Annotated in this window: 22 protein-coding genes and 1 tRNA gene; 14 read left to right on the plus strand and 9 right to left on the minus strand. The window is 71.0% G+C overall.

Annotated elements, in window-relative coordinates; all coding sequences use genetic code 11:
- Positions 1-6: 6 nt before the first annotated feature.
- The gene (locus ACE3Q8_RS12060; RefSeq protein WP_374470514.1) at positions 7-534 is read right to left on the minus strand and encodes a hypothetical protein; all 528 of its coding nucleotides are present in this window, start codon (positions 532-534) and stop codon (positions 7-9) included.
- Between the two features lie 154 nt (positions 535-688).
- Between ACE3Q8_RS12060 and ACE3Q8_RS12065 the strand changes: the two genes are divergently transcribed.
- Positions 689-1,336: a hypothetical protein gene (locus ACE3Q8_RS12065; protein WP_374470515.1), complete on the plus strand. Its 648-nt coding sequence runs from the start codon at positions 689-691 to the stop codon at positions 1,334-1,336.
- Here the strand turns inward: ACE3Q8_RS12065 and ACE3Q8_RS12070 are convergent.
- Both ACE3Q8_RS12070 and ACE3Q8_RS12075 read right to left on the minus strand, forming a co-directional pair.
- Positions 1,249-2,001 carry a 2OG-Fe(II) oxygenase family protein gene (locus ACE3Q8_RS12070; protein ID WP_374470516.1) on the minus strand — a complete coding sequence of 251 codons (753 nt, stop codon included), beginning with the start codon at positions 1,999-2,001 and terminating at the stop codon, positions 1,249-1,251. The genes ACE3Q8_RS12065 and ACE3Q8_RS12070 overlap by 88 nt on opposite strands.
- A gap of 2 nt (positions 2,002-2,003) precedes the next feature.
- Positions 2,004-2,723, minus strand: coding sequence for a 2OG-Fe(II) oxygenase family protein (locus ACE3Q8_RS12075; RefSeq protein WP_374470517.1), 720 nt, complete (start codon positions 2,721-2,723; stop codon positions 2,004-2,006).
- A 269-nt stretch (positions 2,724-2,992) separates the two neighbouring features.
- Here ACE3Q8_RS12075 and ACE3Q8_RS12080 point away from each other — a divergent pair, with 269 nt between their 5' ends.
- Positions 2,993-5,926 carry a TonB-dependent receptor plug domain-containing protein gene (locus tag ACE3Q8_RS12080; protein ID WP_374470518.1) on the plus strand — a complete coding sequence of 978 codons (2,934 nt, stop codon included), beginning with the start codon at positions 2,993-2,995 and terminating at the stop codon, positions 5,924-5,926.
- Positions 5,927-6,007: 81 nt separating this feature from the next.
- Here the strand turns inward: ACE3Q8_RS12080 and ACE3Q8_RS12085 are convergent.
- Positions 6,008-6,097 (minus strand) — tRNA-Ser (locus ACE3Q8_RS12085).
- A gap of 130 nt (positions 6,098-6,227) precedes the next feature.
- Here ACE3Q8_RS12085 and ACE3Q8_RS12090 point away from each other — a divergent pair.
- The 12 genes from ACE3Q8_RS12090 (at position 6,228) to mazG (ending at position 15,571) form a co-directional block, all read left to right on the plus strand.
- Positions 6,228-6,767 (plus strand): septal ring lytic transglycosylase RlpA family protein, encoded by a 540-nt coding sequence (locus tag ACE3Q8_RS12090; protein ID WP_374470519.1) that lies wholly within the window; start codon positions 6,228-6,230, stop codon positions 6,765-6,767.
- A gap of 40 nt (positions 6,768-6,807) precedes the next feature.
- Positions 6,808-7,443 (plus strand): dTMP kinase, encoded by a 636-nt coding sequence (tmk, locus tag ACE3Q8_RS12095; RefSeq protein ID WP_374470520.1) that lies wholly within the window; start codon positions 6,808-6,810, stop codon positions 7,441-7,443.
- A complete protein-coding gene (locus ACE3Q8_RS12100) occupies positions 7,436-8,431 on the plus strand; it encodes a DNA polymerase III subunit delta' (protein ID WP_374470521.1) in 996 nt (331 codons plus the stop codon). Before tmk ends, ACE3Q8_RS12100 begins: the two co-directional genes overlap by 8 nt.
- Before the next feature lie 21 nt (positions 8,432-8,452).
- Positions 8,453-9,229, plus strand: coding sequence for a TatD family hydrolase (locus ACE3Q8_RS12105; RefSeq protein WP_374470522.1), 777 nt, complete (start codon positions 8,453-8,455; stop codon positions 9,227-9,229).
- Positions 9,226-10,050 (plus strand): MBL fold metallo-hydrolase, encoded by an 825-nt coding sequence (locus ACE3Q8_RS12110; protein WP_374470523.1) that lies wholly within the window; start codon positions 9,226-9,228, stop codon positions 10,048-10,050. Before ACE3Q8_RS12105 ends, ACE3Q8_RS12110 begins: the two co-directional genes overlap by 4 nt.
- The gene (locus ACE3Q8_RS12115; RefSeq protein ID WP_374470524.1) at positions 10,047-10,667 is read left to right on the plus strand and encodes a phosphoribosylglycinamide formyltransferase; all 621 of its coding nucleotides are present in this window, start codon (positions 10,047-10,049) and stop codon (positions 10,665-10,667) included. The genes ACE3Q8_RS12110 and ACE3Q8_RS12115 overlap by 4 nt, the downstream gene beginning before the upstream one ends.
- Positions 10,668-10,676: 9 nt before the next feature.
- A complete protein-coding gene (locus ACE3Q8_RS12120) occupies positions 10,677-11,060 on the plus strand; it encodes a putative quinol monooxygenase (protein ID WP_374470525.1) in 384 nt (127 codons plus the stop codon).
- An 88-nt stretch (positions 11,061-11,148) separates the two neighbouring features.
- Positions 11,149-12,336, plus strand: a complete 1,188-nt coding sequence (locus tag ACE3Q8_RS12125) for a glycosyltransferase family 4 protein (protein WP_374470526.1) — start codon at positions 11,149-11,151, stop codon at positions 12,334-12,336.
- Positions 12,337-12,425: 89 nt separating this feature from the next.
- Positions 12,426-13,079 carry a helix-turn-helix domain-containing protein gene (locus tag ACE3Q8_RS12130; protein ID WP_374470527.1) on the plus strand — a complete coding sequence of 218 codons (654 nt, stop codon included), beginning with the start codon at positions 12,426-12,428 and terminating at the stop codon, positions 13,077-13,079.
- 56 nt (positions 13,080-13,135) lie between these two features.
- Positions 13,136-14,011, plus strand: coding sequence for a universal stress protein (locus tag ACE3Q8_RS12135; protein WP_374470528.1), 876 nt, complete (start codon positions 13,136-13,138; stop codon positions 14,009-14,011).
- A gap of 164 nt (positions 14,012-14,175) precedes the next feature.
- Positions 14,176-14,664 (plus strand): hypothetical protein, encoded by a 489-nt coding sequence (locus ACE3Q8_RS12140; RefSeq protein WP_374470529.1) that lies wholly within the window; start codon positions 14,176-14,178, stop codon positions 14,662-14,664.
- Positions 14,665-14,758: 94 nt separating this feature from the next.
- Positions 14,759-15,571, plus strand: a complete 813-nt coding sequence (gene mazG, locus ACE3Q8_RS12145) for a nucleoside triphosphate pyrophosphohydrolase (RefSeq protein WP_374470530.1) — start codon at positions 14,759-14,761, stop codon at positions 15,569-15,571.
- 4 nt (positions 15,572-15,575) lie between these two features.
- On the opposite strand, the gene ACE3Q8_RS12150 is transcribed toward mazG, so the two are convergent.
- The 5 genes from ACE3Q8_RS12150 to ACE3Q8_RS12170 all read right to left on the minus strand — a co-directional run bounded on the left by ACE3Q8_RS12150 (position 15,576) and on the right by ACE3Q8_RS12170 (position 21,700).
- A complete protein-coding gene (locus tag ACE3Q8_RS12150) occupies positions 15,576-17,699 on the minus strand; it encodes a histidine kinase dimerization/phosphoacceptor domain -containing protein (RefSeq protein WP_374470531.1) in 2,124 nt (707 codons plus the stop codon).
- Between the two features lie 81 nt (positions 17,700-17,780).
- Positions 17,781-19,103, minus strand: a complete 1,323-nt coding sequence (hflX, locus tag ACE3Q8_RS12155; protein ID WP_374470532.1) for a GTPase HflX — start codon at positions 19,101-19,103, stop codon at positions 17,781-17,783.
- A complete protein-coding gene (hfq, locus tag ACE3Q8_RS12160) occupies positions 19,100-19,345 on the minus strand; it encodes an RNA chaperone Hfq (RefSeq protein ID WP_332050126.1) in 246 nt (81 codons plus the stop codon). Before hfq ends, hflX begins: the two co-directional genes overlap by 4 nt.
- A gap of 103 nt (positions 19,346-19,448) precedes the next feature.
- Positions 19,449-20,312, minus strand: coding sequence for a D-amino-acid transaminase (locus ACE3Q8_RS12165; protein WP_374470533.1), 864 nt, complete (start codon positions 20,310-20,312; stop codon positions 19,449-19,451).
- Positions 20,312-21,700, minus strand: a complete 1,389-nt coding sequence (locus ACE3Q8_RS12170; protein ID WP_374470534.1) for a sigma-54-dependent transcriptional regulator — start codon at positions 21,698-21,700, stop codon at positions 20,312-20,314. The genes ACE3Q8_RS12165 and ACE3Q8_RS12170 overlap by 1 nt, the downstream gene beginning before the upstream one ends.
- Between the last annotated feature and the right edge of the window lies 1 nt (position 21,701).

Here is a 21,701-nt window from a genome sequence, read left to right on the forward strand (position 1 = left end):
ACCCGGCTAGTCGCTGCGCTTGGCGCGGACGCCGCGTTGGCCGTCCACCTTCAGGAAATAGCTGCCGAACGCCGCCTTTCGGATCTCCACCGGCTGGCCCTTGCGGGGGGCGGGCGAGAGGGCCTCGTCGTCGATCTGGCGCCACGTCGCCCCGTCGACGAGAACGATCGTCCAGCGTCCGAAGGCGTCGCGCTGCGCCTGGCCGATGACGCCGGTGACGCTGTCCAGCGGCTCGGCCGCCGCGCCGCCGCGGTCGAAGATGCTCAGCGTCGGCAGGTTCAGCCCGAAGGCGCTGCGCTGCACCGCCTGGGCCTCCTGGCGCTCGACGATGATCACCTCGCCGGTGTCGACCGCCTTGACGAGGGCCGCGTAGGCCGCGTCGTAGCAGGCCGCCCGCGCCGCGGCCTCGCCCAGGCCGCTGCATGCCGCCAGCCCCTGGAGCGAGCGGACCGGCGGTTCGGCCGCGGCGGCCGGCTGCGCCGCGAACCCCAGCACCACGCCGGCAGCCCAGAAAAGCGGCGTTCTCCTGCTCATCGCGCGTCCCCTCTGCTCCCGTGGCGGCGTTTTACCGGGCAACCGGGCATCCGGACCCGCGCCAATACAGCGCAGCTTGTTTTCTGGCGCGCGGGATGGAAATAGACCATTGTTCGGTGACCGCGGATTGGGGCCGCGGTGGGGGAAGACAAACGTGGGCTACGCTGTTGCCGTCGGGGGGCGGCCAGACGAAGCGGTCTCGTGGGAGGCCGCGACCATCGACATGCTGCTCGAGGAGCTGGAGCGGCTGGGGCCACGCGCCAGCGGCGGTCCGTTGAGCGTGCCGAAGCGGATCGCCGCCTTGGCGCTGTACGCCCGCGCCACCAGCGGCGCGGACCAGGACGTGGCCCTCCAGGCGGTGGCGCGGCAGCTCGGCCAGCGCCTCTCCACCACCCCGTCGGGGCTGAAGAAGGCGGTCTCCGAGGCGAGGGCGATCCTGCAGTTCGGGCTGCGCCACGACGGCTTCGTCGAACCCGTCAACGACGCGCCGACGCCGCTGCTGCACGCCATCGCCGCCGCCCTGGACAGCGTCAATGTCCGCGAGGTGACCAAGGCCCGGGCCAGCGTCTACCGCGGCTATCGCGGAGGGCGGCGGCACGGCGGACCGCCGTTCCAGACTCTGCGGGCGGTCCAGGGCCTCGTGGAGCGGGCCCAGAAGGGCGCGCCGGAGGCCGAGGCGGAGCTCGACGAGATCCGCACCCTGCTGCTCGCGCTTCAGGACCGTCCGCCGCCCGAACCCGTGGCGTGCGGCGGGTCGTCCCGCAGCCAGCCGGTGATCGTCAGGCGGGGCGTGGCCGCGTAGGGCGCCACCGCGGCGACGGAGTGCGGCAGCGGCACCCGGAACAGCGTCAGCACGTTGAACCGGGGCGCGAAGCCGCGGGCCACGTCGCCCGCCGCGGTGTGGAACAGGAGCTGCCCGCCCCAGTCCGGGCGCCAGCTGCGCGTCAGGCCCAGGGTGTAGGCGGCGCGTCGCTCGCCTACGCCGCGGTCGTCGTGCTGGGTGAGGAAGTGGCCGGGCCGGTAGAGCGTCGCCTGCGCATCCACCTTCACAACCGGCTCGCCCGTCACCGCCCGGACGAAGTCCATGAAGGCGGGGCTGTTCAGGAACTCCGTCACCCGGTGCAGGGGATGGCCGGGATCGCGCCCGTCCAGGTAGGCGTCGATCATCGGATAGACGAGATAGACGTAGGCGAAGCCCGTGGCCGCCCGGCGGACGACGGCCTCGAGTTCCGCGTGCAGCTCGGCCTGTGGGCGCCTGGCGAGCTCCGCCTGCGGCAGGATCACGTGCCGCCCTCCGGCGTCGGAATAGACCAGCGACCAGGCCGTCCCGCGCTCCAGCACCGCGGCGAGGTCTTCGGCCACCGCGTCGGGCAGCACGCCCTCGATCTGCACCACGCCGTCCCGGGCGTAAGCCGCGGCATAGGCCTCCGGCCGCAAGCCGGGCCGGAGGGCAGGGGGCGCACGCATCCTCAGCCCTTCTCGCGCACGAACCAGCCGGTCAGCGACAGCCGCGGCTGGGCGGCATAGGCGGCCACCGGCGCCACCGAATGCGGCCGCGGCACCCTGAAGACGGTGAGCGTGTTGAACCGCGGGATGAAGCCCTGCTCCACGTCGCCGCGGTCGTCGTGGAACAGCAGTTGGCCGCCCCAGTCGGCCCGCCAGCCGCGGGTGAACCCCAGGGTGAAGGCCGCCACCCGGTCGTCGCTCCGGTGCCGGTCGTCGTGCAGGGTGAGGAAGTCGCCGCGCCGGTAGTGCGACGCCTGGACCCGGACGCCATCCACCGCGCAGCCGGTGATCGCCGCGCCCACGTCCAGGAAGGCGCGGCTTTGCAGGAACTCCGTCACCCGCGCGATCGGCGCCCCCGGCGCCCGCGCATATTCGTCCTGCAGCGCATAGGTCTGGTGCAGGTAGGCGAAGCCGCCCGCCGCCCGCCGCAGGACGTCCTGCAGGAAGTCCCTGACCTTCTGTTCCCCGAAGCGGCGCACCACCTCGTCCGAGATGATCAGCGTCTCGCCGTTCTCGTCCGGCGCGGCGAGCACGTAGGGCAGACCGGCGAGCAGCCCCACGACGGCGTCTGCGGCCTCGGGCTCCAGGAAGTCGTGGGCCTGGATCACGCCTGCCTGGGCGAAGCCGCCGGCCAGGTCCTCGGGCCGGAGGTCGGCGCGGATTCGGATGTCTGCGAGGGGCAATGGAACGCACTCCTGGACGGCTCTTGCAGCGTAACCTTCGTAACCGGTTACGTGCGTAACCTACGGTAATTGCTTAGAAAACGTGACCTGAAAGTTACAGTGTTATCACATTGCGCGATAGCTGCGTCACGCTCGCATCACACTGGTTGACGGGCCACAAGCTTGACCGCAGCGACAGGGGCAGAGCTCGCCAAAGGGGTTGGCGAGGGGGGGAGCCGAAGGGCCGCGCGAGCGCGCGGCGCCGCCGTGCGCCCATACGGGAGTTGTCCATGTCCATGAACTCGTCCACACGGAGTCGCCTGCTGGCCTCCTCCGTGCTCGGCGCCATGCTGATCGCCGCGCCGGCCGTCGCGCAGGAAGCGGTCGAAGAGATCGTCGTCACCGGGTCGCGGATCGCCCGCCAGGACCTGACCTCGGTCAGCCCGGTCGCCACCGTCGGCGCTGAGGAACTCGCCCAGTCCGGCGTCGTGAACACCGAGAACCTGATCAACACGCTGCCCCAGGCGGTGCCGGGCATCTCGTCCAACGTGAACAACGGCAACGGCGGCTTCTCGACCGTCAACCTGCGCGGCCTCGGCTCGATCCGCACCCTGGTGCTGGTGGACGGCAAGCGCCAGACGCCGACCTCGCAGTCCGGCCAGGTGGACATCAACCTGATCCCGCCGGCCCTGATCGAGCGCCTGGAAGTGGTGTCGGGCGGCGCCTCGGCGGTCTACGGCTCGGACGCCATCGCCGGGGTCGTGAACTTCATCCTGAAGCGCGACTTCGAAGGCTTCGAGTTCCGCGCCGGCTACTCCACGACCGACGAGGGCGACGCGCCGGTCTACTCGGCCGACCTCACCATGGGGGCCAACATCGACGGCGGCCGCGGTAACGTCGTGCTCAGCCTCGGCTACAACAAGCGCGAGCCGATGTTCCAGGGCGACAGCCCGCAGGACAAGCTGCACATCTCGCTCGGCGAGCCGCCGGCCACGGCGGCGAACCGGGCGCTGATCTTCTCCGGCTCCGGCTCCGAGGAGTTCGGGCGCGTGGGCGGCTTCGCGCCGGGCCGCTCGGTGCTCGGCAACGCCGCAAACACCGCGCTGTTCCTGACCAACGGCGACGTCCGCCTCTACGCGGGCGCGCCCGACACCTACAACTTCGCGCCGGTGAACTACCTGCAGACGCCGCAGGAGCGCTACTCGGTGACGGCCATGGGCCGGTACGACATCACCGACACCATCGAGGCCTTCGCCAAGGGCAACTTCGTCAACAGCCAGGTCACGACCCAGCTCGCCCCGACGCCGATCGGCAACCGGATCTTCCGGTTCACCCTCGACAACAACCCGTTCCTGACGGCGGCCGCGAAGCAGACGCTGAACAGCCTGGGTTCCACCACGCCCTACACCATCGCGCCGGGCACCGCGCCCTACACGGCGGGCACCTTCACCGACGTGGACACCGACGGTGACGGCATCTTCGACACCGTCACCGGCACCTTCAACCGCCGCCTGACGGAAGTCGGCCCGCGGATCTCCGAGTTCAACTTCTTCGGCTTCCAGTTGCAGGCGGGCCTGCGCGGCAAGCTCGACTTCGTGAACGGCCAGTGGGAGACCTTCCTCCAGTACGGCAACACCCACGGCGCCAACTCGCTGCTCGGCGACACCAGCCTGGCGCGCATCCAGCAGGGCCTGCTGCTGAACGCCGCCGGCACCGCCTGCCAGGACCCGTCGAACGGCTGCGTGCCGATCAACCTGTTCGGCCGCGGCAACATCAGCGCGGCGGCGGCGAACTTCATCAGCACGCGCATCAACTCGTCGCAGGACTACCAGCAGATCGTCGCCTCCGGCTTCGTCAGCGGCGACACCTCGAACTTCTTCTCCCTGCCGGCTGGCGGCGTGGGCTTCGCCCTCGGCGCCGAGTACCGCTCCGACGAGTTCGACTTCCGCCCCAGCCAGGACCTGGCCACGGGCAACCTGACCGGCTTCAACGCCTCGCCGCCGGTCAGCGGCTACTTCGACGTCTATGAGCTCTACGGCGAAGCCGTGGTGCCGGTGCTGAAGGACCTGCCGTTCGTCGAGTCCCTGAACCTGGAACTGGCCGGCCGGATCTCCGACTACTCGTCGCAGACCAAGCTCGCCAAGACCTATAAGGTGGCCGGCGACTGGCAGATGTTCGAGGACCTGCGGCTGCGCGCGTCCTACAACCGCGCCGTCCGCGCCCCGTCCGTCGGCGAGCTGTTCCGGCCGCAGAGCAACAGCTTCCCGACCGCCACCGACCCGTGCTCGTTCCAGGGTCCCGCCCGGACCAACGCCCAGGTCCGCGCCGCCTGCATCGCCTCCGGCGTGCCGGCCAACCTCGTCGGCGTGATCCAGGCCAACCAGCAGACCCAGACGCTGTCGGGCGGCAACCCGGACCTCGAGCCGGAAGTGGCCGACACCTACAGCGCCGGCCTGGTCTACTCGCCGACCTTCGTGCCCGGCCTGTCGGTGACGGTCGACTACTTCGACATCCGCATCAAGGACCTGATCAACAGCTTCGGCGGCTCGACGGCCAACGTCATGTCCGTCTGCTACGGTCCGATCGTCGGCGGCAACCCGAACTCGCCCTACTGCCAGGCGATCACCCGCCTCGCCAACGGTTCGATCCAGAACGTTTCGCTGCTCGACCTCAACGTCGCCAAGCTCGAGACCCAGGGCCTGGACATCGCGGCCAGCTACCGGTTCGAGGTCCAGGACCTCGGCCTGCCGGACCTCGGCTCGGTCGGCGTGCGGATGCTCTACACCAACACCTGGAAGCACACCTTCACGGCCGACGAGATCTCGCAACCGCTGAAGTGCGCCGATCGGTTCGGCACCCGCTGCAACGCCAGCACGGCGCCCGGCGGGGTTGGTATCATCCCGCGCCACAAGCTGCACACCGTGGTCAACTGGGACTACGGCCAGTGGGGCGTGAACGTGGTGTGGAACCACCTGGACGACGTGACCGACGACAACCCGGGCGTGGCCTACATCGTCGAGAAGATCGGCGCGAAGAACTACGTCGACCTGTCGGTGGACTGGGACGCGACCGAGAACGTCTCGTTCACGGCCGGCGTCCGCAACCTGACGCAGGAGAGCTATCCGGTGCTCGGCGGCAACGCTTCGCCGTCCAACAGCGGCTATCCGGCGACCTACGACGTGATGGGCCGCGTGCTCTTCGTGAACGCGAGCCTGCGCTACTAGGACCCCCGGGTCTGAAGACGTGAGCCTTCTGGGGCGCTGCGGCGACGCGGCGCCCCTTTTCTTTGCCGCCGCAGCCTGCGCTGGCGGACAGGGTGGGATTCGAACCCACGGTGGGCGTGAACCCACGGCGGTTTTCAAGACCGCTGCCTTAAACCACTCGGCCACCTGTCCGGACGCGGGCCTCTTAGCAGCACCGGGCCGGCGGCTCCACCGGCGTGGCGCTTAACCGCAGGGCAAGTTTCCTAAGGCACGCTTAACCATGCCTCCATTCGGGGGGCGAGCCGCACGTGGGGGCGTCGCCATGGACATCAACAGCATCCTGCGCGCAGGCGCCGTGCTGGCGGCCGCCGCGTCGCTGGCCGCCTGCGCCGGCGGGCCCCGCTATGCGGCCAGCCCGGACGGGGCGTCGCGCCCGCCGAAGAATCCGCCGCCCACCGCCAGGCGGGGCGGCGTCTGGAAGCCGTATCAGGTGAACGGCAAGTGGTACGTGCCGCACGAGCAGCCGGACTACGACGAGGTGGGCGTCGCCTCCTGGTACGGCGGCCACCACCAGGGGAAGCCCACCGCCAACGGCGAGCGCTTCGACAAGGCGGCGATCACCGCGGCCCACAAGACCCTGCCGCTGCCCTCCGTTGTGGAGGTGACCAACCTCGACAACGGCAAGCGGATCCGGGTGCGGGTCAACGACCGCGGGCCGTTCGTGGACGGCCGGATCATCGACCTGTCGCAGGAGGCGGCGCGCCGCCTGGGGTTCGAGGGCAGGGGCCTGGCCCGGGTGCGGGTGCGCTACGTGGGGGAGGCCGGCATCCAGACCGCCACGCTCGAGGCCAGGGCGGACTAGCGACGCTGGACATCCGCCGCGAACCGGACAATTTGGTCCGGTGGCACGTGGTCGTTTTATAACCATCGAGGGCGGTGAGGGCGCTGGGAAGACAACTCAGCTCCGACGCCTGCTCGCTCGCCTGCAACGTGAAGGTCACGAGGTGGTGGCGACCCGTGAGCCGGGGGGCTCCCCAGGAGCTGAGAGCATTAGAGAGTTGGTGCTCAACGGCTCAGCTGACCGCTGGAGTGCCGTCACTGAGACCTTGCTGATGTATGCCGCCCGCCGTGATCACATCGAGAGGGTCATCCGTCCAGCTCTCGAGCGCGGGGCTTGGGTTATCTGTGACCGCTTCGCCGATTCGACGTTGGCGTATCAAGGAGCCGCAGGGGGTGCGGACATTAGGCTCATCGAATCATTGGAATTCCACGTACTGGAAGACACTCGGCCGGATCTGACGCTCGTCTTTGATATCCCTTCGCACCTCGGGCTCGAGCGAGCTCACGCGCGGGCGGGCGGTGAGATGCGGTTCGAATCGAAAGGTATCGAATTCCACGAGCGGCTTCGCGAGGGATTCCTAAACATCGCTGAAGGAGATCCAAAGCGGTGTGCAGTCATCGATGCGCGCGGGACTGTGGACCAGGTTGAGTCAGAGGTCTGGGCCACGGTCGCCGACCGTCTGCCCGTCCATGCCTGAGGTCGCCCACCCGCGCGAGGTCTATGACCTCGAGGGTCAGCCCGCCGCCGAGGAGGCCTTCGAGGCCGCCCGCGGGCGGGGACGCCTGCACCATGCCTGGCTGCTGACCGGCCCCGAGGGCGTCGGCAAGGCCACCTTCGCCTACCGCGCCGCCCGGCGGCTGCTGGGCGCCCCGGCCGATCCCCGCCACGGGATCCTCGGCGCCGATCCCGAGCATCCGGTCAGCCGCCAGGTCGCGGCCCGCTCGCACCCGGACATCCTGGTCCTGGAGCGCGAGGGTCCCGACGGCAAGCCGCGGAAGGTCATCCCGGTGGACGACGTCCGCCGGCTCGCCGAGTTCTTCTCCAAGTCGCCGGCCAGCGCGCCGCACCGGGTGGCCATCGTCGACGCGGCCGACGACCTGAACGTCAACGCCGCCAACGCCCTGCTGAAGACTCTCGAGGAGCCGCCGCCGCGCGGGGTCCTGATGATGGTCTCCCATTCGCCGGGCCGGCTGCTCCCGACCATCCGCTCCCGCTGCCGGAGGCTCGCCTTTAAGCCCTTCGAGCTGGAGGAGGCCGCGGCCTTCGTCCGCGCTCGCCTGGACGTCAATCCCGAGGAGGCGCTCCGGCTGGCCCGGATGGCCGGGGGCGCGCCGGGAAAGGCCCTGGCGCTGGCGGCGGGCGACGCGCTCGCGATGGATGACGCCGCCCGCCACCTGCTCGGCGAGCTGCCGCGGGTGGACGAGGCCTTCGCGCTGTCGCTGGCCGACCGCTTCAAGGGCGGGGAGGGGCAGGCGCAGTTCAACCTGCTGCTGGAGCGGCTGGCCGAGCGTGTGCACACCCTGGCGCTGGACCGCACCCGCCAGGGGATCGGCCCGCTTGATCACTGGGCCCAGGCGTGGGAGACGCTCCAGCGCCTGCCGCGGGAGGTCGAGGGCCTGAACCTCGATCGCACGGACGCGCTATTCACCGCGCTTCGCGAGCTCCGTCAGGCCGCGAGAGCCTGAGCGGCGAGACCCGAACACCCGATGCTGATCGACAGCCACGTCAACCTGCACGCCCCTCAGTTCGACGAGGACCGCGAGGCGGTCATCAGCCGCGCTCTGGCGGCCGGCGTGCGCCTGATGGTCAACATCTCGGACAAGGTCTCGAACTTCGAAAAAGTGCGGCACGTGGCGCAGCACCCCGACATCTGGTGCACCGTGGGCACCCACCCGCACGAAGCCAAGGAGGATCCCGACCTCGCGCCCGAGCGGCTGGTCGAGCTGGCGCGCGATCCACGGGTGGTCGGCATCGGCGAGTGCGGCCTCGACTTCCACTACGACCTCAGCCCCCGGGACGTGCAGGCCAGGGTGTTCCGCGCCCACGTGGCCGCCGCGCGCGAGACCGGCCTGCCACTGGTGGTCCACACCCGCGAAGCCGACGAGGTGATGGGCGCGATACTCGAGGAGGAGTACGCCCGCGGGCCCTTTCGCCTGCTCATGCACTGCTACACCTCGGGCGCCGAGCTCGCCCGGCGGGCCGCGGCGCTGGGCGCCTGGTTCTCGGTCTCCGGCATCGCCACCTTCAAGGCCGCCGAGGACGTGCGCGAGGTGATCCGCGAAATGCCCGCCGACCGGATCATCGTCGAGACCGACTGCCCCTACCTGGCGCCCGCGCCCTACCGCGGCCGGCGCAACGAGCCCGCCATGCTGCCGCACGTGCTGGCCAAGCTCGCCGAGATCCGCGGCTGGGAGCTGAAGGACGCCGAGCGCCGCACCGAAGACGCCTTCTTCGCCCTGTTCGACCGGATCCCCCGCCCGTGAGCGGCGTGCTGGAGTTCACCATCCTGGGCTCCGGCTCCTCGGGCGGCGTTCCGCGGGCCGACGGCGACTGGGGCGCCTGCGACCCCGCCAATCCGAAGAACCTCCGCTCGCGCTGCTCCATGCTGGTGCGCCGCCTCGGCGCCGCGCCCGAGCAGGAGACGACTCTGATCGTCGACACCTCGCCGGACCTGCGCATCCAGACGGCCATGTCCGGCGCCAAGCGCATGGACGCCGTGCTGCTCACACACGACCACGCCGACCAGATGCACGGCCTGGACGACGTGCGCGCCTTCTTCCTGCGCCAGCGGGCGCGGATCCCGGTATGGATGGACCCGCCGACCACCGAAAGCGCCCTGCTGCGCTTCGGCTACGCGTTCGAAGGGCAGGGGGGCTACCCCGCCATCTGCGACGCGCGCGCCCTGCCGCCGCACGGCGAGGCCTGGTCTGTCGCGGGGCCGTCCGGAGCGATCCCGGTGGTCACCTTCGACCAGGACCACGGCGAAATCCGCTCGGTGGGCTACCGGTTCGGCGACGTGGCCTATTCCAGCGACGTGGTGGACCTCGACGACGCCGCCTTCGCGGCGCTGCGTGACCTGGACGTCTGGATCGTCGACGCGCTCCGCTACCGGCCACACCCGACCCACGCCCACCTGGAGCGCACCCTGGAATGGATCGCCCGCGCGCGGCCGCGGCGCGCCATCCTCACCAACCTGCACATCGACCTCGACTACGAGGCGCTGCGGAAGGACCTGCCCGAGGGGGTGGAGCCGGCCTACGACGGGCTGCGCTTCGAACATGAGCTGCGGGCGGAATTCACGTGATCTCTCAAGGGCTCAAGCTGGGTTTCCTCGCGTCCGCCAACGGTAGCAGCGCGCGCGCGATCGTTAACGCGATCAGGGCAGGGCAGCTCACCGCGGACGCCCGGCTGCTGGTCAGCAACAACCGGAAGGCCGTGGCGCTGGAGTGGGCCCGCGAGGCCGGCCTGGCGGCGCTGTGTATCCCGACCCAGGCCGATCCCGAGGGCTCCGACGAGGCCCTGGCGGCCGAGATGGCGGCCCACGGCGTGGAGCTGATCGTCATGTCTGGCTATCTGCGCAGGCTCGGTCCGGCGACGCTTCGCCGGTATCGTGGACGGGTCCTCAACATCCATCCCGGGCCGCTGCCGGCTTTCGGCGGCCACGGCATGTACGGCCGGCGCGTCCACGAGGCGGTGATCGCCGCCGGCGTCCCGGAGAGCGGCGTCTGTATCCATCTGGTGGACGAGGAATATGACCGGGGCCCGGTGATCGCGCGTCGCAGCGTGGAGGTGCTGGCCGGCGATACGGCCGAGACGCTGGAGGCGCGCGTGACGGCGCTGGAGCCGGCGTTCTTCGTGGAGACGCTGCGGCGGATCGAGGCCGGCGAGCTGACGCTCCCGGAGCCGGCGGTTAACGGCTAGGCTCGCCGCATGGAGATCGCACGGCGGGAATTCGTGGCGGGCGCGGCGGCGGTGGCGGCCGTCGGCGGCGCGGCCGAAGCGCGGGAGACGAAGGCCATGTACGGGCTGATCGGAAAGATGCTGGCCAAGCCGGGCCAGCGCGACGCCTTGGTGGCGATCCTGATGGACGGGACCGGCGCCATGCCGGGCTGCCGGAGCTATGTCATCGCGCGCGACCCGACGAACGCCGACGCCATCTGGATCACCGAGGTGTGGGACAGCCAGGCCAGTCATCAGGCCTCGCTGCAGCTTCCGGCCGTGCAGCAGGCGATCGCCAAGGCCCGCCCGATCATCGCCGGCTTCGGCGAGCGCTTCGAAACGGAACCCGTCGGGGGCCACGGCCTCGCCACCTGATATTTCCGATAATCTTCCTTAGGCGAGGAATGTCTGGCCCAGGCCCAGCGCCCTCTCGCCCCACGGAATGGCGCAGCCGAGGGAGCGGATGCGGCGCAGGATCTTCATCCACTGGGGACTCTCCAGCTTCTTCGGCTTCGGCGTCTACGGGCTGAACCTGACGCTGGCCTGGGCGCGAGACCCCGATCTCGAGCCGGTGACGGTCGCGCGCTTCGATCCGCGGCAGATCCAGCTCGACCCGCTGCGGATGCACGCCCTGCAGCCGGTTCTCGCCACATCGGCCGCCTTGGCCCGGTTGATGCGCGCCCAGGCGCCGCCGGGAGAGACCATCGCCCTCAACGCACCGGTCCTCGTCAGCGACCTCGGCGGCGCGCTGGCGCCCAACGACGGGCCGCTGGTGGGCCATCCCACCATCGCCGTGCCGTTCCTCGAGGACGCCGCCATGGCCGACGACCTCGTGGCGAGCGCCAACCGCCACGCCCTGGTGGTGGCCGGCTCGGACTGGAACGCTCGTCTGCTGCGGGCGCATGGCGTCGAGCGGGTGACGACGGTGCTGCAGGGCGTGGATCCCACCCTGTTCCACCCTGCCCCGCGCGCCGGCGTCCTGGCCGACCGGTTCACCGTGTTCAGCGGCGGCAAGCTCGAGCGACGGAAGGGTCAGGATCTCGTCCTGGCGGCGTTCCGCCGCTTCGCGGCCGGCCGCCCGGATGCGCTCCTCGTGACGGCCTGGCATTCGCCATGGCCGCGCTTGGCCCGCACCCTGGACGACAGCGGGCTCGTGGCGCCCGTCCGCTTCGCCGCCAACGGACAGGTCGACGTCGCCGCCTGGGCGGCCACCAGCAACGTCCCGGCCGGCCAGGTGCTGGACCTCGGCGCCATTCCGAACGCCGCCCTGCCGCCCGTGCTGCGGGAGATGGATGTCGCCCTGTTCCCCAACCGGGCCGAGGGCGGCACCAACCTGGTCGCCATGGAGGCCATGGCCTGCGGCGTGCCGGTCGTTCTATCGGCCAACACCGGCCACCTCGACCTTATCGACGGCGACAACGCCTATGTGCTGGAGACCCAGGCGATCGTCGCGGGTCAGGAAGGCCCGCCCGGCGTCGGCGGATGGGGCGAGAGCGAGGTGGACGAGATCGTCGAGCGCCTGGAGCAGGCCTACCTCGACCGGGAGGACGCCCGGCGGCGGGGCCAGGCGGGCGCCCGCAAGCTCGCCGGGCTCACCTGGAACCGGTCCGCCGCGGCCCTGAAGGCGGAGGTCCTGGGCGCCTGCGGCTGAGGCGCCTCCGTAGCGCTACTTAGGTGTGCGACCGGAATATCGTTAAGGGCGCAACGGGGGGAACGTGGCTCAACCGGAAGGAGCGCCCGATGACCCTGGCCTATCCGCTGAGCGACCCCCGCACCGAAGTTCCCGCCGCCAGCCTGACCGGTGTGATGGACCGGCTCGGGGTGCAGATGCGCTTCGCGCGCAACGCCGAGATCTATGCCCAGGACGACGAGGTGGAGCACCTCTACCGGCTGGTCTCCGGCTGCGTGCGCACCGTCCGGCTCACCAGCGACGGCCGCCGCCAACTCGGCGACTTCTATTATCCCGGGGACCTCTTCGGACTGGAGCCCGGACCCGACCACCGCTTCTCGGCCGAGGCCCTGAGCGAATGCACCGTGCAGGTCGTCCGCCGCAGCGCCGTGCGCGCCTCGGCCGGCGACGCCGAACTCGACCGGGCGATCCTGACGGCCACGCACCGGGAGCTCCAGCGCACCCAGAACCACCTGATGCTGCTGGCGCGAAAGTCGGCCCGCGGCAAGGTGGCCGCCTTCCTGCTCGCCCACGCCGAAGCCGCCGAGCAGGACCGCGTCGAGCTGCTCATGGGCCGGCAGGACATGGCCGACTACCTCGGCCTGACCATCGAGACGGTGTCGCGCACGCTCACCCAGTTGCAGGACGCCTCTGTCGTCGAATTCCCTTCCACCCGCCGCTTCTCGGTGAAGCGCTGGGAGACCCTCGAACGCCTGGCCGAGTAGGCCGCCGCCTGGGCGGCCCAGGCGTTCGCGGCCGCGCATCCTTCGGGAGACACGAGATGCCTGTGCAGCAAGACACCGATCCCCGGGCCCGCGACCGCGTCGGCCACGACTACCGCACCCTGCTCGTCCATGTGCAGCCGGGCCTCGCGGGCGCCCACCGCGTCGAGCTCGCCGCCGGCCTCGCCCGGCGCTTCGGCGCGCGGCTCGTCGGCCTCGGCGCCGAGACCTACGAGCCGATCTCCATGCTGGACCCCTACTCCGGCCAGCTCGTCGCCGAGATGTACCAGCAGCTCGCCCGCCAGGTGAAGGCGGACCTCGCCAATGCCGAAACCGCCTTCCGCCGGGACGCCGCCGGGGCGGACCTCGAGTGGCGCGTCGTCGACCTGACCCCGGTGAAGGCGCTCGCCCAGGCCGCCCGCGCCGCCGACCTGATCGTGGTCACCGCCGACGAGGGCAAGAGCGGCGACATCTACAACACCGCCGATCCCAGCGAGGTGATCCTCACGGCCGGCCGGCCCGTGCTGGTCGCCCCGCCGGGCGACGGACATCTTCGGGCCGACAAGATCCTGGTCGCCTGGAAGGACACCCGCGAGGCCCGCCGCGCGGTGGCCGACGCCCTGCCCTTCCTCACCCGCGCCGAGGACGTCCTGGTGCTGGCGATCAGCGGCGACGAAGGCGCCGAGGCCGCCCGCGCCGCGGTGGAGGACGTCGCCGAGGCGCTGCGCCGGCACGGCGCGCCCGCCCGGTCCGCGGTCACCGGCGCGCCCGACGCCAGCGTCGCCGACGAGCTGAACGCCGAGGCCGCGGCCATGGGCGCCGACCTGATCGTCGCCGGGGCCTACGGCCACAGCCGGACCGTGGAGTGGGTCCTGGGCGGCGCCACCCGCGCCCTGATGCGGCGGCCGCAGCGCTATCTGCTGCTCAGCCATTGAGCCGGGCGGCGCTGGCGCAGACGCCCGCGCCGGTCGAAAAGGTTCAGCACCGTCAACATCTTACCGGGGGGCCGCGGGCGACCTATATTGGCTCCGAAGACGCCGCGTGACGGGCGCCGCGTCCTGTGGTTTAGTTATTACTGTACATCATTGGGAGTCACCCCATGCGAACCCTCGCCCTCGCCGCCGCCGCGCTGATCGCCAGCGGCTCCGCGGCGCTGGCCGCGCCCGCCAGCGTCACCGTCAACCTGAGCCCCGAGCTGCAGAAGAAGGCGGAGAAGACCTACGGCGTGAAGGACGTCGAACGGCTCCGCGAGGAGCTGCGCACCGACGTGGAGCGCCAGCTCGCCCGCACCGGCGCCTACGACGACGCCCGGATCGAGCTGACCCTCGTGGACGCCGTCCCGAACCGGCCGACCTTCAAGCAGCTCGGCGACACGCCCGGCCTCTCCATGCAGAGCTTCGGCATCGGCGGGGCCCGGATCGAGGGCCAGGCCGTCGCCGCCGACGGCCGGGTCACCCCGCTGAGCTATAGCTGGTACGAGACCGACATCCGCAACACCTGGTCGAACTGGGTGTGGACCGACGCCGAGCACGCTTTCGAGCGGTTCGCACGCCGGCTCAGCACCGGGCAGACCCTGGCCAGCCGCTGACGCTGGCGGCCCGGTCCAACTTGCGTCCCACGACGGCGCGCGGTCTCATGGCCGCGCGCCGTTTCCGTTTCCGCGCGCCCTCCAGGATTTCCAGATGACCTCCTCCGCCCCGTCCGGCGACCTGCGGCCCATCGACCGCCTGCTGGCGATCATGGCCAGGCTGCGCGATCCCCAGACCGGCTGTCCGTGGGACGTGGAGCAGACCTTCGCCACCATCGCGCCTTACACGGTGGAAGAGGCGTACGAGGTGGCGGACGCCATCGAGCGCCAGGACCTCCACGACCTGAAGGAGGAGCTGGGCGACCTCCTGCTGCAGGTGGTCTTCCATTCGCGGATGGCCGAGGAACAGGGCGCCTTCGGCTTCGAGGACGTGGCCCGGGCCATCAACGACAAGATGATCCGCCGCCACCCGCATGTGTTCGGCGAGGAGAGCTACGCCTCGCTCTCCGACCAGAAGGCCGGCTGGGAAGAGCTGAAGGCGGCCGAGCGCGAGAAGAAGGGCAAGGCCGAAAGCCTGCTCGACGACGTGCCGGCGGGCCTTCCCGCCCTCACCCGGGCCGTGAAGCTCTCCAAGCGCGCCGCCCGCGTCGGCTTCGTCTGGCCCTCGGTGGCCGAGGTGTTGGAGAAGCTGGACGAGGAGGTCCAGGAGCTGAAGGCGGAGATCGCCGCCGGCGCCGTCGAGAAGGCCCGCGACGAGATGGGCGACGTGCTGTTCGTGGTCGCCAACCTCGCCCGCACCCTGGACGTCGACCCGGAGGACGCGCTGCGCGGGACCAACGCCAAATTCGTGCGCCGCTTCCGCTTCATCGAGGCCAGGCTCGCCGAGCGCGGCAGGACGCCCGACCAGTCGGACCTCGCGGAGATGGACGCCCTCTGGGACGAGGCCAAGGCCGCCGAGAAGGGCTGAGGCCTCACGCCTCGGGTTCGCTGATCGGACAGGTCACGATCACCCGGTGGCCCGGGGCGTTGTCCGCCTCCTCCAGCCGGCCGGAGAGCCGTTCCACCATCGCGGCCATCATCCGGCTGCCGAAGCCGGAGCCGGTCCGCGCCTTGCCCGCCCCGCGGTCGGCGACGATGAGGCGCAACTGGCTGCGGTGCTGTTCGAGCGCGATGCTCACCGGCCCCGGTCCGCCGCCGTAGGCGTACTTGCTCGCATTGATGACCAGCTCGGTGACCACCAGGCCGAGCGTGATCGCCCGGTCGGCGGGCGCCAGAACCGGCGCGAGGTCGAGGGTGAGCTGATTCCTCCAGGCCGGGTCGATGGACGCCGCCAGCTCGGCCAGCAGGTCCTCGATGTAGCGGGCGAGGTCCACCGTCTCGATGCGCTCGTCGGAGTAGAGCCGCCGGTGCACCAGGGCCACGGCCGAGATGCGCCGCCGGGCCTCCTGCAACTGCTCGGCCGCCGGGCCGTCGCCGGAGTCGCGGGCCTGCAGGTGCAGGAAGGCCGAGACGAGCTGCAGGCTGTTCTGCACCCGGTGGCTGACCTCCTTCATGAGCAGGTCCTTCTGGGCCAGCAGGCGCTGGTTGGCCGCGTTGGTGGCGGTCAGTTCGCGGTTCAGCGCCCGCACGCGCCGGGCCTGCCGCTCCTCCTGGATCGCACGCGCGACCCGGGCGGCGGCCTCCACCTCCTCGAGCGTCCAGGCCTCCGCGCGGCCGCGGACCGTCTCGGCCCAGTCCTCGAACGAGGCCCGGGGCGTCAGCACCTCCCCCGGCGCCAGGTTCACCGCCTTGTGCGGATTGCCGGCCCAGTTCACCACCTCCACCTGCTCCGGCCGGAACCACATCAGGGTGACCGGCTCCTCGCCCTCCAGGGTTACGGCCACCAGGCCGCTGGCGACGTCGCTGTAGGCGGCCGCGGCGGCGAAGCGCGCCGACAGGCCCGACGTTGCGAACGGCTGGCCCGTGGTGTGCGTCCGGATCCATTCGCCGAGCGCCACCACCTCCGCCTCCGCCGGCGCGCGGCCGGCGACGAAGGCGCGCCCGCCCTGCACGGCGGCGAAGCCGGTGGCCTGCAGCATCTTCAGGAGGTCGGCGACCGCCGGCTCCAGCAGGCTCGCGAGATCGGCCTCGGGTCCGAGCTTTCCGATCACCAGGTCCTCGGAGGCGCGCAGCCGAATCCGCTGCCGGTACTGCTCGGCCTCCTCCTTGGCGCGCACCTGGCGGCCCAGGGCGCCGGCCAGGGCGTCGCAGGCCATCCGGACCTCCTTCGACATCAGCCGCGGCTCCGGGTGGTGGCAGGCCACCAGACCCCAGAGCACCCCGTCCTTGACGATCGACACCGAGGCGGAGGCCCCGACGCCCATGTTCCTCAGGTACTGCACGTGCACCGGCGAGACGCTGCGCAGCACGGAATCGCTGAGGTCCAGCCCCTGGAGCCCCGCCGCGGCCGGCCGCAATGGCGCGGGCGCATAGCTGACGTCGGGGATGCTGCGGACGCGGTTTCGCACATAGAGCGCCCGCGCCTGCCGGGGGATGTCGGTGGCCGGGAAGTGGTGGTTCAGGAACGAGCCCAGGCCCGGCGCCAGCGCCTCGGCCACCACCACGCCGGCCTCGTCGTCCAGGAACCGGTAGAGCATCACCCGGGCGAAGCCGGTGATCTCCTGGAAGACCGCCGCGGCGCGCTGGCAGAGCTCCTGCAGGCTGCTCGCCCGCTCGAACCCGGCCGCCGCGCCGCTCAGCCGCGCCAGGACGGCGACGGCGGAGCTGGGGGCGTCCGTGCGGGGCTCCAGCTCCACGACGATCCGGTCGCCGGACCGGTGGCAGCTCGCGTCGAACACCTCCTCGCAGCCGGGCACGGCGTCCAGCGGCTCGCGGTCGGCGTCGAGGCTCCAGCCCAGCAGCGCGTCCAGATCGCGGCCCAGCCAGTCGGCCGCCAGTCGACCCTCCAGGTCGCCTGCCCCGCCGACCACGCGGCGCGTGGCCGCGTCGGCGACGAGCATCAGGCCGTGAGGCTGGATGGCGCCTGGGACGTGGATCGGTTCTCGGTCGCACGCGGTAAGGTCGAGGTCGGCGTCGCGACCGGGATCAATCGTCAATCAGGCAACCGGGGCTGGGCGTCTGCGGGCGGCGCAGACGCGCCAGAACCTCAAATGCTTAAGCCGGCGCGAGGTTCGGGCCTAGTGGCCGCGAACCTCGGCCAGGGGAAAGAGCTGCTCGAACTGGCCGAGCGCCTGTGGCGTCAGGCTGACGGCCAGGCGGACGCTGCCGTCCTTGCCGTCGTTGCGCTCGATCACCCGGCCATGCCGGTACAGCCAGGCGATCGCCGCGCCCTCTCCGGCCGGGGCGTAGACGTCCACCGGCGGCGCCTCGTCCACCAGGCCGGAGACCTCCCGGAGCAGCACGTCGCAGCCCTCGCCGGTCGCGGCCGAGACCAGCACGGCCGGCGGATGCGAGCGCTTGGCGTCGCCCATCGCCTGGACCCGGGCCTCCTCCGGCAGGAGGTCGACCTTGTTCCACACCTCGAGGATGCGGCGCTCGTCCATGTCGACGCCCAGCCGTTCCAGCACGGTTCGGACGTCCTGGGCCTGGGCGTCGGTCTCCTCGCTCGCGATGTCGCGCACATGCAGCACCACGTCGGCTTCGCGCACTTCCTCCAGTGTGGCGCGGAAAGCCTCCACCAGTTCGTGCGGCAGGTCGGAGATGAAGCCCACGGTGTCGGACAGGATCGCCGGGCGGCCATCGGGCAGCTTCAGCATCCGGAGCGTCGGGTCGAGGGTGGCGAACAGCATGTCCTCGGCCACCACCTCCGCCTGGGTCAGGCGGTTGAACAGCGTCGACTTGCCGGCGTTGGTGTAGCCCACCAGCGCCACGGTCGGGTACGGCACGCGCTTGCGCGCCGACCGCTGCAGGGTGCGCGTGCGGCGGACCTCGGCCAGCTCTCGCTTGAGCTTGCCGATCTTCTCCGCCAGCAGCCGGCGGTCGGTCTCGATCTGGGTTTCGCCCGGGCCGCCCATGACGCCGAAGCCGCCGCGCTGGCGCTCCAGGTGGGTCCAGGTGCGCACGAGCCGCGAGCGCTCGTAGGTCAGGCGGGCCAGCTCCACCTGCAGGCGGCCCTCGCGGGTCCGCGCGCGGCGGGCGAAGATCTCGAGGATCAGGCCGGTGCGGTCGATGACCTTCACCTGCCAGGCCTTCTCGAGATTGCGTTGCTGGACCGGCGTCAGGCTGTCGTCCACCACGGCCACGTCCGCGCCCACCGCCTCGATCAGGTGGCCGATCTCGGTCACCTTGCCGGACCCGAACAGGGTGGCGGGGGTCAGCTTGCGCAGCGGCGCGATGGCGGTCTCGCGGACCTCGAGGTCAAGGGCGAGCGCCAGGCCCACGGCCTCGTCGAGACGCGTCTCGGCGTCGCGCGCGAAGCCGCGGCCTTCACGGTCCGGATGGATGACGACGGCGCCCTGCACGGGCGCCTGGCGGTCAACGAACTTGGAGGAGGAACTCAATCTTGCTCGTCTTCGGCCGGCTCGTACAGCTGCACAGGCTGAGCCGGCATGATGGTGGAGATCGCGTGCTTGTAGACGAGCTGGGATTGCCCGTCCCGACGGAGCAGAACGCAGAAGTTGTCGAACCAGCTCACCACGCCCTGAAGCTTGACACCGTTCACCAGGAAGATGGTCAGCGGCGTCTTGGACTTGCGCACGCTGTTGAGGAAGGTGTCCTGCAGGTTCTGTTTCTTGTCGCTCATTGGCTTTTCGCCTCTTTTTTCATTACGGGCGGCCACGCGCCGCCCACACACGCAAAGTCACGCTGGCCCGAAATTGCGGCAGCCGCAATCGCGAAGGCGATCTTCAGATCGCCGTCGCCCTGGCGCGCTCGATATAGAGACGCCGGAGCCGCATCGCCACCGGCCCGACCCCACCTTTTCCCACCGGCTTTCCGTCCACCGCGATCACCGGCAGGACGAGGCTGCCGGCCCCGGTAATGAAGGCCTCGCTGGCCTGGGTGGCCTCCTCGGGCGTGAACGGACGCTCGTCCACTTCGAGGCCGGCGTCGCGGATCACGTCCATCAGGGTGAGCCGGGTCACGCCACGCAGGATGTTGGCGTTGGTGTCGCGCGTGCGCAGCCGGCCGTCCTGACCTACGATCCAGGCGTTGGACGAGGCCCCCTCGGTGACGAAGCCCAGTTCGTCCACGAACCAGGCCTCCCCGGCGCCGGCCTCGCGGGCCTTCTGCTTGGCCATGGCGTTGGGCAGCAGGCCCACCGTCTTGATGTCGCAACGGCCCCAGCGGTTCTCCGGCGTGGTGACGACGGTGATCCCCTTGGCCGCCTTCGCCTCCACCGCCGTGCGGTCCAGCGCCTTGGCGGTGATTACGACCGCTGGGCGCACCGGCGGGTTGGGGAAGGCGTGGTCGCGCGGCGCGACGCCCCGGCTGACCTGCAAATACAGGAGCCCGTCGCGGACCCGGTTGCGCCGGACCGCCTCGCGCAGCACGACCGTGAGCGCCGCCCGGCTCATGGGCATGGCGATCGAAAGCTCCGACAGGCTGCGCTCCAGGCGCACGAAGTGCCCCTCGGCGTCGGCCAGCTTGCCATCGAACAGCGCCCAGACCTCGTAGACCGCGTCGGCGAGTTGGTAGCCGCGGTCCTCGATGTGCACGTAGGCGTCGCGGTGCGGGACGAACCGCCCGTTCACATACGCGATGCGGCCCATCAGACGCCTTCTTCCTCGAGCTGACGGCCGGAGAGGCCGAGCGACTTCAGCTTGCGGTGCAGGGCCGAGCGCTCCATGCCGATGAAGGCCGCCGTGCGCGAGATGTTTCCGGAGAAGCGGAGCATCTGGGCGTTCAGGTACTCCCGCTCGAACACCTCGCGCGCCTCGCGCAGCGGCAGGGCGATGATCCGCTCGGCGCCGATCGCCGAGGGCTGGTCGTTCACCGTCGCCTCGGCCGGCAGCATCTCCGCCGTGATCGGCTCGGACGGCGCGCCCGAGGCCAGGATCAGCATCCGCTCCACGTTGTTGCGGAGCTGGCGCAGGTTGCCCGGCCAGGCGCGCACCTGCAGGGTCGCCAGGGCGTCGTCGGCCAGCGTCCGGCGCGGCATGCCCGTGGCCTCGCAGATCCGCTGGATGAAGTAGTCAACCAGCTCCGGGATGTCCTCCCGCCGCTCGGCCAGGCCCGGTACATTGACCGGCACCACGTTCAGCCGGTGGAACAGGTCCTCGCGGAACCGGCCGGCGGCGATCTCCTCCCGCAGGTCGCGCGAGGTGGAGGAGACCACCCGGACGTCCACCTGCACGTCGCTGTCGCCGCCTACCCGACGGAAGCGCTGCTCCACCAGCACCCGCAGGATCCGGCTTTGGGTCTCGCGGGGCATGTCCGCCACCTCGTCGAGGTAGAGGGTGCCGGAGTGCGCGCGCTCGAAGACGCCGATCTTGGCCGGCCGGCCGCCCTCGCCTTCCTCGCCAAACAGCTCCACGTCCATGCGTTCGGGCGTCATACCGGCGGCGCTGATGGCCACGAACTCGTTGCGGGTCCGCGGGCTGGCGGCGTGGATCAGCCGGGCCACCGTCTCCTTGCCGGACCCGGGCGGCCCGGAGATCAGCACCCGGCTGTTGGCCGGGGCGAGCTTGGCGATCATCTGGCGGAGCTGCTGGGCCGCGACCGAGCGGCCGATCAGCCCCTCGGGCGTGATCGCCTGGGCGCGCAGGCGTCGGTTCTCCCGCCGCAAGTTGGCTGCCTCCAGCGCCCGCTCGATCACCAGCAGCAGCCGGTCGGACTTGAACGGCTTCTCCAGGAAGTCGTAGGCGCCGCGCTTGATCGCGCTGACCGCGGTCTCGATATTCCCGTGCCCGGAGATCATCACCACGGGCAGGTCGGGGTCGAGCGCCTTGACCATGTCCAGCAGCTCGAGCCCGTCCATGCCGCCGCCCGACATCCAGATGTCGAGGATCAGCAGGGCGGGCTTTCGCGCCCGGATGGCGGCGAGCGCCGATTCGGAGTCGTTGGCGGTGCGGACGGCATAGCCCTCGTCCGTCAGGATGCCCGCCACCAGCTCGCGGATATCGGCCTCGTCGTCGACCACAAGAACGTCAGACGCCATC

The organism is Phenylobacterium sp. (assembly GCF_041913825.1).
Lineage (GTDB): Bacteria > Pseudomonadota > Alphaproteobacteria > Caulobacterales > Caulobacteraceae > Phenylobacterium.